This is a genomic window from Pantoea sp. Lij88 (genome assembly GCF_030062155.1).
In the GTDB taxonomy this organism is placed as follows: domain Bacteria; phylum Pseudomonadota; class Gammaproteobacteria; order Enterobacterales; family Enterobacteriaceae; genus Pantoea.
In genome coordinates this window covers 2,434,784-2,448,109 of the sequence record NZ_CP118269.1, presented here as the reverse complement: position 1 = coordinate 2,448,109, position 13,326 = coordinate 2,434,784, and the positions used below count along the sequence as shown (strand labels likewise).

The 13,326-nt window shown below is 57.8% G+C and carries 11 protein-coding genes; 7 read left to right on the top strand and 4 right to left on the bottom strand.

The window, feature by feature from the left end:
- Window positions 1-53: 53 nt before the first annotated feature.
- From PU624_RS15185 to PU624_RS15170, 4 genes are read left to right on the top strand one after another with little or no spacing between them, the layout of a single operon-like run.
- The gene (locus PU624_RS15185) at window positions 54-884 is read left to right on the top strand and encodes a transketolase (protein WP_283545654.1); all 831 of its coding nucleotides are present in this window, start codon (window positions 54-56) and stop codon (window positions 882-884) included.
- On the top strand, window positions 877-1,821 hold the full coding sequence (locus PU624_RS15180; protein WP_283545653.1) for a transketolase family protein: 945 nt from the start codon (window positions 877-879) through the stop codon (window positions 1,819-1,821). The genes PU624_RS15185 and PU624_RS15180 overlap by 8 nt, the downstream gene beginning before the upstream one ends.
- Before the next feature lie 2 nt (window positions 1,822-1,823).
- A complete protein-coding gene (locus PU624_RS15175; RefSeq protein ID WP_283545652.1) occupies window positions 1,824-3,311 on the top strand; it encodes an FGGY family carbohydrate kinase in 1,488 nt (495 codons plus the stop codon).
- Window positions 3,312-3,331: 20 nt separating this feature from the next.
- Window positions 3,332-4,750, top strand: a complete 1,419-nt coding sequence (locus PU624_RS15170) for an L-fucose/L-arabinose isomerase family protein (RefSeq protein WP_283545651.1) — start codon at window positions 3,332-3,334, stop codon at window positions 4,748-4,750.
- Window positions 4,751-4,801: 51 nt separating this feature from the next.
- Here PU624_RS15170 and PU624_RS15165 read toward each other — a convergent pair whose 3' ends face one another.
- Together PU624_RS15165 and PU624_RS15160 are read right to left on the bottom strand one after the other, a co-directional pair.
- Window positions 4,802-5,932: a mechanosensitive ion channel family protein gene (locus tag PU624_RS15165; protein WP_283545650.1), complete on the bottom strand. Its 1,131-nt coding sequence runs from the start codon at window positions 5,930-5,932 to the stop codon at window positions 4,802-4,804.
- A 96-nt stretch (window positions 5,933-6,028) separates the two neighbouring features.
- Entirely contained in the window at window positions 6,029-6,763 is a 735-nt protein-coding gene (locus tag PU624_RS15160; protein WP_283545649.1) for a flagellar brake protein, read from the bottom strand.
- Window positions 6,764-6,974: 211 nt separating this feature from the next.
- On the opposite strand from PU624_RS15160, the gene PU624_RS15155 reads away from it, so the two are divergent.
- On the top strand, window positions 6,975-7,223 hold the full coding sequence (locus PU624_RS15155) for a GlsB/YeaQ/YmgE family stress response membrane protein (protein WP_013357556.1): 249 nt from the start codon (window positions 6,975-6,977) through the stop codon (window positions 7,221-7,223).
- A gap of 67 nt (window positions 7,224-7,290) precedes the next feature.
- Here the strand turns inward: PU624_RS15155 and PU624_RS15150 are convergent, their stop codons facing one another.
- Together PU624_RS15150 and treA are read right to left on the bottom strand one after the other, a co-directional pair.
- Entirely contained in the window at window positions 7,291-9,390 is a 2,100-nt protein-coding gene (locus PU624_RS15150) for a TonB-dependent siderophore receptor (protein ID WP_283545648.1), read from the bottom strand.
- Between the two features lie 191 nt (window positions 9,391-9,581).
- On the bottom strand, window positions 9,582-11,267 hold the full coding sequence (gene treA / locus PU624_RS15145) for an alpha,alpha-trehalase TreA (RefSeq protein WP_283545647.1): 1,686 nt from the start codon (window positions 11,265-11,267) through the stop codon (window positions 9,582-9,584).
- 210 nt (window positions 11,268-11,477) lie between these two features.
- Between treA and ghrA the strand changes: the two genes are divergently transcribed.
- On the top strand, window positions 11,478-12,419 hold the full coding sequence (ghrA, locus tag PU624_RS15140) for a glyoxylate/hydroxypyruvate reductase GhrA (protein WP_283545646.1): 942 nt from the start codon (window positions 11,478-11,480) through the stop codon (window positions 12,417-12,419).
- A gap of 39 nt (window positions 12,420-12,458) precedes the next feature.
- The gene (locus PU624_RS15135; protein ID WP_283545645.1) at window positions 12,459-13,196 is read left to right on the top strand and encodes a phosphatase; all 738 of its coding nucleotides are present in this window, start codon (window positions 12,459-12,461) and stop codon (window positions 13,194-13,196) included.
- Window positions 13,197-13,326 lie beyond the last annotated feature (130 nt).

Below are 13,326 nucleotides of genomic sequence, written 5' to 3'. Positions count from 1 at the left end.
TTTAACTGACGTGAATATATATTCATAACCGATTTAAAATTCAGAGGTAGTGTATGAATCCTTTCAATCTTCCGGTCGATGATCTTGAGCGCCGGGCGCGGGCTATCCGCCGCCGCATCATCCAGCTTAACGCAGGCAGCCCGGCAGGCGGTCATACGGGTGCTGACCTGTCGCAGGTGGAGATCCTCACCGCGCTCTACTTCCGCATTCTGAACTGCGCGCCGGATCGCACGGACGATCATCAGCGCGACATCTACATCCAGTCCAAAGGCCACGCGGTGGGGGGCTACTACTGCGTGCTGGCGGAGGCGGGCTACTTCCCGACCGACTGGCTGACGACCTATCAGCACGCCGACTCGCATTTGCCCGGCCATCCGGTCCGGCAGAAAACGCCGGGCGTCGAGCTGAACACTGGCGCGCTGGGGCACGGTCTGCCGGTGGCGGTGGGCATCGCCATCGCAGCGAAAAAAGATAACAGTTCGCGCCGCATCTTTGTGGTCACCGGTGATGGTGAGCTGGCGGAAGGCAGCAACTGGGAAGCGGCGCTGGTCGCGGCGCATTACGGCCTCGACAACCTGATCATCATCAATGACAAGAACAAGCTGCAACTGGCGGGCGCGACCCGCGACATCATGAACACCGATCCGCTGCCGGAAAAATGGCGCGCCTTTGGCCTGGAGGTCACGGAGTGCAACGGCAATGACATGGCAGCCGTCGTCGACACCATTGAAAACCTGCCTAAGAACGGTAAGCCACAGGTGATTGTCGCGCATACCGAGAAGGGATTTGGCGTCTCCTTTATCCAGAGCAAGGCGGAATGGCATCACCGGGTGCCGAAAGGCGAAGAGATCGCGCAGGCACTGGAGGAACTGAAAGATGAGTAATGCACAACATTTAGCCAACGTCATGGTCACGGCTTTCATCGACGCGGTGAATCGCGGGGTGGATCTGGTGCCGGTGGTGGCCGACTCCACCTCCACCGCCAAAATCGCCCCCTTTATTAAGGCGTTTCCCGACCGGCTGATAAACGTCGGCATCGCCGAGCAGACGCTGGTGGGCACGGCGGCCGGTCTGGCGCTGGGCGGCAAAGTCGCCGTGACCTGTAACGCCGCGCCGTTTCTGGTGTCTCGCGCCAATGAGCAGGTCAAAGTCGATGTCTGCTACAACAACACCAACGTCAAACTGTTCGGGCTGAATTCCGGGGCCAGCTACGGCCCGTTAGCCAGCACCCACCACAGCATTGATGACATCGCGGTAATGCGCGGTTTCGGCAACATCGAGATCTATGCGCCTTCCTGCCCGCTGGAGTGCCGCCAGATCATCGATTATGCCCTTGAGCATGTCGGGCCGGTCTATATCCGTCTGGATGGCAAAGATCTGCCGCAGCTGCACGATGAAAGTTACCGGTTCAGACCGGGCGCGATCGATGTGCTGCGGGAAGGCAGCGACATCGCGCTGGTGGCGATGGGATCGACGGTTCACGAGGTGGTTCACGCTGCTGAGCAACTGGCTGAACAGGGGATTTCAGCCGGTGTGATCGCGGTTCCATCGATTCGACCCTGTGATACCCAACAGCTGCGCAACCTGTTAAATCACTACCCAGCGGTGATTACCGTTGAAGAGCATAACGTCAATGGCGGTGTCGGCAGTCTGGTGGCCGAAGTGCTGGCGGAAGGCGGTTGTGGCATCCCGCTGTTACGGCTCGGCATTCCGGATGGGGAATATGCGATTGCAGGCGATCGCGCCTCTACCCGCGCCCATCATGGCATTGATGCCCGCAGCGTGGTCAACAGTGCAGCGCGCATCTGCGCAGGAGCATAAAAATGGTGGGACCCCTGATTCTGGCGATCGACGAAGGTACCACCAATGCCAAGGCGATTGCGGTTGATCGCGATGGCCGGGTGGTGGCGCGCGGCAGTCACAGTTTAACCCTGCAACATCCGCAGCCCGGACTGGCCGAGCAGGACCCTATGGCGATCTGGCAGGCGGTAAAACAGGCGATCACCCACTGTCTGGCGGATTGCGACGGTGCGCCTGTGGCGGCCGTGGCGATCAGTAATCAGCGTGAGTCGGTGCTGATCTGGCAGCGGCGTGATGGTCAGCCGCTGACGCCGCTGGTGAGCTGGCAGGATCGACGCTCCGAGTCCTTCTGCCGCGATCTTCGTCAGGCGGGCAAAGCGCCACGCATCACCGGCTTAACCGGCCTGGCCGTTGACCCGATGTTTCCGGCCGCCAAGCTGACCGGCATGCTGGCCGCCATCCCGGACGGCGCGGCGCGGGCCGCAGCCGGTGAGCTGTGTATCGGAACGGTCGACAGCTGGCTCAGCTGGCAGCTGAGTGCAGGCGAAGTCTTTATTACCGATCATGCCAACGCCTCCCGCACGCAGCTCTACAGCCTGCACCTCAACGACTGGGACGACGAACTGCTGGCGCTGTTTCAGCTGCCGCGCGCCGCACTGCCACGCATCACCGCCTCTGCCAGTGAACAGGGCGTGGTCGCGGTAAGCGATATTCATGGCTTACCGCCAGGCACGCCGATTCTGGCGCGCATCGGTGACTCCCACGCGGCTTTACAGGCGCAGCGGCGCGGCGAGTCTGAAGTGGTGAAAGCCACCTATGGCACCGGGTCGTCACTGATGATGTCCATGGCGACACCCCTGCTGACGGAAAACGGCCTCAGCACCACGGTGGCGTGGCACGACGGCACGCTGCGCTATGCGTTTGAAGGCAACATCACCCACACCGGTTCCGGCGCCGCCTGGCTGGGTAAACTGCTCGGGGTGTCGGATCCGCGCGCGCTGACCGCAATGGCGCAGCGCTGCGATGACAATCAGGGCATCTATTTTGTCCCGGCGCTTTCTGGCCTGGGCGCGCCCTGGTGGGATCTGCAGGCGCGCGGCATGGTGTGCGGCCTGACGGATGCCGCCTCGCCCGACGTGCTGGCGCGGGTGGCGCTGGAGTCAATCGTCTGGCAAATCGCCGACGTCTTTTTTGCGATGGAGCAGGCCAGCGGCCAGCAGCTTCCGGCACTTTGTGTGGATGGCAGCGCCACCGAAAATAGCTGGCTGATGCAGTTGCAGGCGGATGTGTTACAGCGGCCGCTGCAGCGGGTTCCCACCGCCGAGGTCTCCGCGCTGGGCGCGGCGCTGCTGGCAGGCAAAGTGCTGGGATGGTGGCAGCAGGGCAGTGATATGCAGGCGCTGCAGGGCGGCAGCGTCATCATGCCGCGTGAAGAGAACGCGCAGCGTATGCAGGAAAACTATAAAGGCTGGATCGATGCCGTTGCACGCTGTCGTTATCAGCCACATTAATCCCTATCCGGAGCAGAGCCATGTCAACACTCCCTCAGCAGTTAACCTTCGGTGTCATTATTGGCAACCGGGGCTTTTTCCCCAGCTATCTGGTGGGCGAAGCGCGCCAGCAGGCGATCGCGCTGTTTGAAAAGATGAACATCAATACGGTGATGCTGGATGAGACCCGGACCAATCTGGGCGGCGTCGAAACGCGGCAGGAGGCGAAAATCTGCGCCGCGCTGTTTCGTCAGCACCGTGAGAAAATTCACGGCATTGTGGTGCTGCTGCCTAACTTTGGCGATGAAAAAGCCATTGCCGAGGCTCTGCGTCTGGCCGGGCTGAATGTGCCGGTGCTGGTGCAGGCGGAAGAGGACAACCTCGATAAAATGGGGCTGGCGACCCGCCGCGATAGCTTCTGCGGCAAAATTTCGCTCTGCAATAACCTGCGCCAGTATGGCATCCCGTTTACCCTGACCCGCCAGCACGTCTGCGCCCTGAGCGGTGAGGTCTTTATGCAGGATCTGCAACGGTTCAGCCAGCTCTGCCGGGTGGTGAATGCCATGCGGCGGGTGCGCGTCGGGGCGATTGGTGCGCGGCCCGCCGGATTCAACACCGTGCGTTACAGCGAAAAGCTGCTGGAGAAAATGGGCATCGCGGTGGAAACCCTGGATTTATCGGAGATCTTTACCCGCACCAACCGGCTGCGCGATGATGATATCCGCGTAGCAGAGAAGCGTGAAATTCTGGAGGCCAACGCCGATGCGCGCGGCATTCCGGGTGACAAACTGGTGACCATGGCCAAACTGTTTGTGGTGATCAGCGAGTGGATCAGCGACAACGATATTGATACCACCGCCATTCAGTGCTGGACTTCCCTGCAGGAGAATCTGGGGATTAACGTCTGCTCGATCATGAGCGTGATGTCGGGCCAGCTGATGCCCAGCGCCTGTGAAGTGGATGTGATGGGTGCGCTGTCGATGTATGCGCTCGCCAGCTGTTCGCTGAGTCCCGCCTCGCTGGCGGACTGGAACAACAACTTCGGCGATGAACGGGATAAATGCGTGCTGTTTCACTGCGGTAACTTCGCCAGCGCCAGCCTGGAGTCACCGACCATGGGTACGGCGGATATCATCGGCACCACCGTGGGCAAAGAGAACACCTGCGGCGCGGTACATGGCCGGATGAAACAGGGTGATCTGACCTACTTCCGCCTCTCAACCGACGACTTCAGCGGCGAAATTAAAGCTTATGTGGGCGAGGGGATGTCGGTCACCGATCCGCTGGACACGGTGGGCTGTCGTGCAGTGATTCAGGTGCCGCAGCTGGAAACGCTGCTGGCGTGGATCTGCCGGAATGGCTTTGAGCATCACGTGGCGATGAACCACTCAGCCACGGCCGGTGTATTGCAGGAGGCGTTCAGTGAGTATCTCGGGGTGAGCTGCTATCGGCATCAGTAAGCGGTAAGGCTGAATGCCCGCCTTCCTGTTCAGGGGAAAGCGGGCACCGGCTTAGCGCGCCATCCTGCGCACCTCGCCATCTTCATTCTCTACCGCCACCAGATCCACCGGTGGCAGATTGCCGCCGCTGAACTCAACCTGACGAATCGGGAAGGCGAAGCGGATATTGCGTGCTTCCAGCGCCGCCATCAGCTGCAGGTTAATCTCCTGCTGGATGTCCATGTACTTGTTGTAATCCGCATCCAGCACAAAATAGACCACTTCAAAGGTCAGTTTTGAGTCCTCGAAAGCCAGGAAGTGGGCGCGGTCAAAACGGGTGGTCTCAACGCCCTGAATAATCTCTTTCACCAGCGGGCTGATCTCCCGGACCTGCTCAGACGGTGTGGCGTAGCTGATACCAAACTTAAACACGATGCGGCGCTGCTGCATGCGTTTGTAGTTGTGGATAGTCTGCTGCAACAGAATGGTGTTTGAGCAGACAATCTGCTCACCGCTCAGGCTGCGCAACCGGGTCGTTTTCAGGCCGATATGCTCGATGGAACCGGCAATGTCACCAAAGACAATAAAATCGCCATGCTCAAACGGCTTATCGAAACCTATCGCCAGCGACGCAAAGACATCGCTCAGCACGGTCTGAATCGCCAGCGCAATCGCGATACCGCCGACGCCCAGGCTGGCAACCAGCGCGGTAATGTTAATGCCGACGTTCGACAGAATCGCCAGGAACATCATGATCCAGACTACTACCCGCAGCAGAATGCCGAGGATGACTGTCGTCACCGGGTTACGCACATGCAGCGGATCGCGCAACAGGCTTTTCAGCCATAGCCGGATGCCGCAGTCGATCCACAGCGCAAGCTGCACAATCAGCGCCAGGAACCAGCCGTGCGCGATGGTCACGCTCCAGGACGCAGGCAGGTCGACAAACTTCAGGGCAATCAGCAGTGAGAAGATCAGCAGCAGGGTCTGGCTGGTACTGCGCAATATCTCCACCAGAATCGCGGTGGCGCGGACATGACGATGTTCGCTGTAAAGAGCAATCCGGTTGGAGATAAAGCGGATCAGGGTACGCAACACCCAGTAAATCACCAGGGTGGAGGCCACCACGATGGCACTGTTGAGCCAGAGTTCCTGATTAAAAAAGAGGGATTGAAAACGACGTGAAGAGAGCCAGTTTTCCATTGGGGAGGGTCTCCTTGCTGGGTTCCGGTTTAAAAGAAAACAAGCAAGAAGCATAGCCTGGATGCGGCCCACCTGTGTGGCGCACCCATAAAGCAGTTACTGGAATCGGGTCGATTTATCGCGCGCCAGGCGCTCAAGTGCAAAAATAATCTGCTGAAGCTGTCGCTCCTGCGCCGGATTCAGCGTGGCAAAACGAAAGCTCAGGCGGGGTGTAATCAGGGTTTCATTTTTGCGGGTTACGACACAGCGCTCGCCAATGTTCAGCAGCTTCACCGGCACTTCAAAAATGCCATATTCACCCAGTTCGACCCGGAAAGTGTTGAAGCTGTCGCCGTTCTGCAAGCCTTCCGGCAGCGGTTCATCCACCAGCACGCCGAGACCGCCCAGGGAGAGATCCTGTAACCGCAGGCGCGTTTTACTGCCATCCGGCCACACGGTGTGACACCAGAACTGCGGCTCCATCGGGGCGCAGACCCGAAAAAATTCCCGTCGCTGAATCTGCCACAGCAGGTCCGGCAGCGGCGCGCTGAATGCGGGTAAGCCTTCAAACTCCACTTTTTCCAGTGAGGCCAGGCTGAATTCTATCTTCGCGCCAAAGGTTTCAGCGGTGATGCTCAGATCGTCGCTGGTCAGCGCGTAGTCGTTGTCCAGGTTATTACTGCCGAGGTCAAACACCAGGCGATCTTTATCGGCAGTCAGCATCCGGCTGATAAACTGCCCACGCGGAAAGCGCACCAGCAGCGGCGTCTGATGCCGCAGCAGGTCTTTAATAACGCCCAGAACCGCCAGCGTGCCACGTTTTAAGTATTGTTCCTGGTCGGCTTCTTTCACGTCCTGCTCCACAAGGGGGGTTACTGTTTTTATGCTGTTTTTTTGTCTCGTTTCGGTTATCGGCGCGACTAAAAAAAGCTTTAATTTGCTATTCATGAATAATAAGTGTGAGCGGGCAAGCATTTTTCAAAAAGCTGGCTATACTTATCGCGGTAAACCGCTTGATAAATCAGGCGTTCACGATTTAATCATAAAAAGGAAGGAGCAACAGATGGGTATTATTTCCTGGATCGTCTTTGGCTTAATCGCAGGTATTCTGGCGAAGTGGATTATGCCGGGTAAAGACGGTGGCGGTTTCATTCTGACTATCGTTCTGGGTATTATCGGTGCCGTAGTGGGTGGCTGGATCAGTACGCTGTTTGGCTTCGGCCGCGTTGATGGGTTTAACTTCGGAAGCTTCGTGGTCGCAGTGATCGGTGCCATCGTGGTGCTGTTCGTTTACCGTAAAGTACGCAGTTAACCGTAACAGTTTCAACAAAAAAGGGGACGAAGCGATTCGTCCCCTTTTTTTATCTTTTACTCTGCTATCAGAAGTCGTAACCGACTGTCGCCATCACGCTGCGTTCCGCGCCCCAGTAACAGAAGCCCGTGCCGTAACAGCCCGCGACATAGGTACGGTCGGTCAGGTTATTAGCATTGACCTGCACCCATGCCCCTTTCAGGCTGCTGTTCCAGACGCCGAGATCGGCCCGCACTGACGCATCAAACAGCGTCACAGACGGTACGCGCGTGGTGTTCTGGTTGTCTGCCCACTGTTTGCCAATGTAACGCACGCCCGCACCCGCACTCAGACCGTAATCAAACTGATAGTGACCCCAGAGTGCAGCCATGCTGTTGGGGGTGACGTATGGCGTATGACCGCTGTTGCCATCCACCGAATCTTTGAAGCGCAGATGATTCAGCGTATAGCTTGCCACGGTGCTCAGACGCGGGGTGAGCTGATTACGCGCTTCCAGCTCGATACCCTGTGAATGGACTTTGCCCGATGGCGAATAAGTCGCCGTCTGCACGTTGCGGTTTGCCACATCCTTCTGCGTCAGGTCATAGACCGCCACGCTATAGAGATCGCGGGTGCCCACCGGCTGATATTTCACCCCGGCTTCATACTGTTCAGCGGTAGTCGGCTTCAGCAGATTATTGTTGGGATCGGTGAGCGCGGTCGGGGTAATCGCCTGGCTCCAGCTCACATAAGGCGAGATACCGTTGTCGAAGGCATAGAGCAATGCCGCACGTCCGCTGATGTGATCATCCTGACGACGATCGCTGCCGCTGTTATTGGCGACGATGCGGTCATAGCGGCCGGAGAGATCCAGATGCCAGCGATCCAGCTTCATCTCATCCTGCAGATAGAGGCCGGTCTGATAGTAGCGACGGGTTTTGTCCGCCCAGGTGTAATCCGGCATGTCGCCCACCTGCTCACCGGTCAGGGCATTCAGCTGATTAGCCGAACCGCCCGCCGCGCTGATCTCATTTTTGTAACGATGATACTCGGCACCCAGCGTCACGCGGTGCTCCAGTTCGCCGGTATTGAACTCCGCCTGTAAGCGGTTATCGGTCGACCAGGCGGAGAGCGACGAGCGCTCCCCTGAGTAGTAGCGGTTCAGCAGATCGGGATTATTTTCATCCCAGCCAATCTGATAAACCTGATCGAGATCGACATTCGAGTGGCTGTAGCTGCCCGTCGAGGAGAATGACCAGACGTCGTTAAAGCGATGGGCGAAATCGAAGCTGTAGATCTGCTCGCGGCGCTTGAACTGATCGAGATCGCTGTTGCCCTCATAAAAGCCGTTGCTCAGCTTGTAGCCATTGTGTTCGGTGAGGCTGCCGTCACCCGGCACAGAACCGTGATAACCGCCCGACGGATCTTTCTGCAGATAAGCTTTCAGGATCAGGTGAGTATCTTCATCCGGCTGCCACATCAGCTGCGGCATCAGCGCGTATTTCTCTTCGCGGGTGTGATCGTACTGGGTATCACTGTTGCGGGTCACGCCGGTCAGGCGAAACGCCCACTGGTCATTGATGGCATTGGTGTAGTCAAACATCGTGCCGGTGGTGGCGTTGCTGCCCGCCTGCAACTGAATGTGACCCTCTTCGCTGAACTGAGGACGTTTGGTCACCATATTGACCAGCCCGCCTGGTACTGTCTGACCATACAGAGCAGAAGAGGGGCCTTTGATCACGTCAATGCGCTCAAGGAAAGCGTTGTCCACCTGCAGGCCGTTGAAACTGCCGCCGTCGCTCATCAGCCGCATGCCGTCGAGGAACGTGTTATCGACATCGCCGCCGTGGAAGCCACGTAAGGCAATGGTGTCGTAACGGGTAGCAGCACCGCCGAAGTTGGTGAAGACGCCGGAGCTGTAACCCAGCGCCTGATTCAGGGTCAGCGCACCCTGATCCTGCATCTGCTGGCGGGTGACCACGGATATCGACTGCGGCGTGGTGATCAATGGACGATCACTTTTGGTTGCGCCCTGGCTGGTGGTCGCCAGATAACCCTGGGTCGGCGAGGTCGAATCTTCCTGCGGTTGTGCAGTGACCACCATATCGGCAGCATAACTCAGAGCAGGCGCAGTCAGCGCCAGGGTGCAGAGGCGAATATAACCTTTCAGCGACAATGACAGTTTCATCAAAATTCCTTTCTTGGCAAAGGTTCAGGCAGGTGGATAAAATTATTGATAGGCAATCTCATTATCATAATGAGAACTATTACCTTTTGTAAATTGGCTGCAATTTTGCCTGTTGATGTAAGAAGGTCAAGTAAAATTCGCTGAAAGGGGGTGCGGATACCTCCGGCGGGGCCAGAGGTATCCAGAGTGGATCAGTTTTGCGAGGCAGACGCCTGAGGAATATCGTGGGCGCTGTTACAGGTTTTATCTTTCGGGCAGTACTTATCCAGCAGTTTCAGCGTGACGCCGTTGGTCCAGCCAAAGCCATCCTGCAGCGGATATTCACCGCCGCCACCGCCGCCGAGATTTTTGCCATCAACGACATATTTCTCCACCAGCTTGTGCTCACGGTCATAGGTGTTCTGAACGTTTTGCAGGAAGCGTAAGCCGACCTCTTTCGCCAGTTTTGGCTGGTTGTAATGCTCCAGTCCTTCCACGGCAACCCACTGCAGCGGTGCCCAGCCATTCGGCGCATCCCACTGCTGGCCGTTGTTCACGGTAGTGGTCACCAGACCGCCGGGTTTCAGCAGCTGTTTTTCTACCGCGCTGGCGGTGCTTTCAGCCTGCTTATCACTGGCGACCTGCAGATAGAGCGGGAACAGGGCCGCCGCCGTCAGTTGCGGATGAACTTCCTTTTTCTGCCAGTCATAGTCGGCGTACCAGTTCTGTTTGCTGTCCCAGAGATAGCGGTTGATCGCCGCCTGGCGCTTCTCGGCGCGATCGGCAAACTGCTTCGCCAGATCGCTCTGTTTGTTCATCTGATAACCTTTCGACAGCGTCTGCTCCAGATGGAACATCAGGCTGTTAAGGTCAACCGGGGCCAGCTGAGTAGTCCGGATCGTCGACAGGTTGTGCGCGTCGGTAAACCAGCGCGAACTGAAATCCCAGCCCGACGCCGCACCGGAACGCAGCTCACGATAGAGCTCGGCTTTATTACGCTGCGGCGCTTTCTGCGCGGTAACAATGTCATCCATCCAGGATTCGGTGCGTGGCACGTCGCGCGCATCCCAGTAACGGTTCAGCAGCGTGCCATCCGCCAGCTTAATCACCCGCTTGCTGGCTGCACCGGCTGCGACGCTATCGCTGTCGGCCATCCAGTAGTCATACTCTTTCTGCAACTGCGGCAGGTAGCGGGTATAGGCTTTGCCGTCATCGTGGGTTGCCAGCAGATCGACCATCATACTGAAGAATGGCGGCTGCGAACGGCTCAGGTAGTAGCTGCGGTTGCCGTTGGGGATGTGGCCATAACGGTCGAGCAGCGAGGCGAAATTGTCCACCATATCCTGCACTTTGTCCCAGTGTCCGCTCTCGGCCAGCCCCAGCATGGTGAAGTAGCTGTCCCAGTAATAGACTTCGCGGAAGCGACCGCCTGGCACCACGTAGGGCTTCGGCAACGGCAGCAGCGAATCATACTGACCCGCGCTGCCGGTGGTGCGCGTCAGCACCGGCCACAGGCCATCAATGTGTTCACGCAGATTTTGTCCGGCGGGCGGGACATATTTGTCACCGGCAGCGGGCAGGGTGAAGTTGGTATCAACAAAATGTTTGAGATCGAAGTTGCGCTGTTTCTTCTGCATCTGCCAGTCGGCAAGAATCGAGGCGGGATCGAATTTCGGCACCGCATCCGCAAAGGTTTTTTGATCGGGATAGAACTTCGCCTGCTGCACAGCATTAAACAGCGGCCCTAAACGAACGTCCGGCGGCTGCGGCTGATTATTCAGCATGCGGCTGTTGTCGTCGGCATGCGTGGTGAAAGCGGGGACGCTCAGCAGCAACGTGAGCAGAAAGGGCGCATAACGCTGACGCCGTTGATCGGCGTTTACCTCAATTTTTGTCATCGGTTTTTCTCCTTGTCCGAAACGCGGCCGCGCGTAACGCATTGACCACAGGACCAACTTTAGACGCAAACTGACCACTTCACCCTGAAGCGAGCCGGAAATGTGAAGCCACGGGAATTATTTTTATGGAAAAAACCGCTTTATCACGCGGGTTTTTTCTTGCTCTCACTCCGCTTTTCCCCGACGCTGAAAGAAAAAAAGGAGAGCAGGATGGAGATCATCTGGTATCACCCGTCGCAGTCTGCAGCGGCCTGGATTAACGGTTTACAACAGCGTCTGCCCCAGGCGCGGGTACGTGCCTGGCAGCCAGGCGACAACGGTCCGGCCGATTACGCGCTGGTCCGCTCCCCGCCCACCGAGATGCTACAGGGACGCGCCACACTGCGCGGCGTTTTTGCATTGGGTGCAGGCGTAGACGAAATTCTGAAACAGCTGCAACAGCATCCTGAGATGCTGCCCGACAGCGTGCCGTTGTACCGGCTGGAAGATACCGGTATGGCGCGCCAGATGCAGGAGTATGCGGTGCATAGCGTGCTGAGCTGGTTCCGTCGTTTTGACGACTACCGTCTTCAGCAGCAACAGCAGTGCTGGCAGCCGTTGCCCGCTTACACGCGCGAAAACTTCACTATCGGCATTCTGGGCGCGGGCGTGCTGGGGCAGAGCGTGGCGGAGAGCCTGAAACCCTGGGGATTCCCGTTACGCGTCTGGAGCCGCTCACCCAAAGAAATCGACGGCGTGACCAGCTTTGCCGGTCGCGATGCGCTACCTGCCTTTTTGCAGGAGACGCGGGTGGTCATCAACCTGCTGCCAAGCACGCCCGAGACCATTAATCTTATCGACCAGCACTTTTTACAGCAGCTGCCGCACGGCGCGTTCTTCCTCAACATCGCGCGTGGTGCGCAGGTGGTGGAAGATGACCTGCTGGCCGCGCTCAATAGCGGGCAGCTGAAAGCAGCGGCACTGGATGTCTTTCAGGTTGAACCGCTGCCGGAGGCGCATCCACTCTGGTCACATCCGCGTGTCACGATTACGCCCCATAATGCGGCGGTAACCTTAATCGACGAAGCTATCGACTACATCGCCCGCGCCATTAATCAGGATCAGGCAGGCGAGCCGCCGCAGGGCAGGGTTGATCGGCAGCGCGGCTATTAATGAACCGGCCCCGTCTGGGGCACTCAGCAGGAGAAGAGGATGTATCCGGTAGATCTGCATATGCACACCATCGCCAGCACGCATGCTTACAGCACGCTGCACGACTACGTCACCCAGGCGAAGCAAACCGACCTGAAACTGTTTGCCATTACCGATCACGGCCCCGATATGGCCGACGCGCCGCACTACTGGCACTTTATTAATATGCGGGTCTGGCCGCGCGTGATCGATGGCGTGGGGATTCTGCGCGGTATCGAAGCCAATATCAAAAACCAGCAGGGCGAGATCGACTGTTCCGGCCCGATGCTCGATGCGCTGGATTTGATCGTCGCCGGTTTTCACGAGCCGGTTTATGCGCCGCGCGACAGAAAGCATCATACGGACGCGATGATCGCTGCCATGGCGGGCGGGCTGGTTCATATCATCAGCCATCCGGGTAACCCGAAATTCCCTGTCGATATCCCGGCGATTGCCGAGGCCGCAGCGCATTACGACGTGGCGCTGGAGCTGAACAACTCCTCCTTTACTCACTCGCGTCCGGGCAGTGAACCTAACTGCCGGGCTATCGCCGCCGCCGTGCGCGATGCCGGTGGACGGCTGGCGTTTGGCTCCGATTCCCACACGGCTTTCACGCTCGGTCATTTCGATCACTGCCTGCGAATTGCCCGCGAGGTGGATTTTCCCGAGGATCGGGTGTTAAATGTCACGCCGCGTCGTCTGCTCGACTTTCTGGAAATGCGTAGCGGCAAACATATTGCTGAACTGGCTGACTTTTAGCGGTAGGAGCGTGTAATCAATACGCTAACTATAAATATAAATCCCGCTTTTATTATCAGAGATATAATGGCTAGCGTGAGTGTTTCGCCATGCCCTTGTCCCTTATCAACTCGGAAAGGCAGTGTGGCAC

Coding starts and splice junctions, on each gene's coding strand:
- PU624_RS15185 (WP_283545654.1), top strand. CDS start 54: ATGAATCCTTTCAATCTTCCGGTCGATGATCTTGAGCGCCGGGCGCGG.
- PU624_RS15180 (WP_283545653.1), top strand. CDS start 877: ATGAGTAATGCACAACATTTAGCCAACGTCATGGTCACGGCTTTCATC.
- PU624_RS15175 (WP_283545652.1), top strand. CDS start 1,824: ATGGTGGGACCCCTGATTCTGGCGATCGACGAAGGTACCACCAATGCC.
- PU624_RS15170 (WP_283545651.1), top strand. CDS start 3,332: ATGTCAACACTCCCTCAGCAGTTAACCTTCGGTGTCATTATTGGCAAC.
- PU624_RS15165 (WP_283545650.1), bottom strand. CDS start 5,932: ATGGAAAACTGGCTCTCTTCACGTCGTTTTCAATCCCTCTTTTTTAAT.
- PU624_RS15155 (WP_013357556.1), top strand. CDS start 6,975: ATGGGTATTATTTCCTGGATCGTCTTTGGCTTAATCGCAGGTATTCTG.
- PU624_RS15150 (WP_283545648.1), bottom strand. CDS start 9,390: ATGAAACTGTCATTGTCGCTGAAAGGTTATATTCGCCTCTGCACCCTG.
- treA (WP_283545647.1), bottom strand. CDS start 11,267: ATGACAAAAATTGAGGTAAACGCCGATCAACGGCGTCAGCGTTATGCG.
- ghrA (WP_283545646.1), top strand. CDS start 11,478: ATGGAGATCATCTGGTATCACCCGTCGCAGTCTGCAGCGGCCTGGATT.
- PU624_RS15135 (WP_283545645.1), top strand. CDS start 12,459: ATGTATCCGGTAGATCTGCATATGCACACCATCGCCAGCACGCATGCT.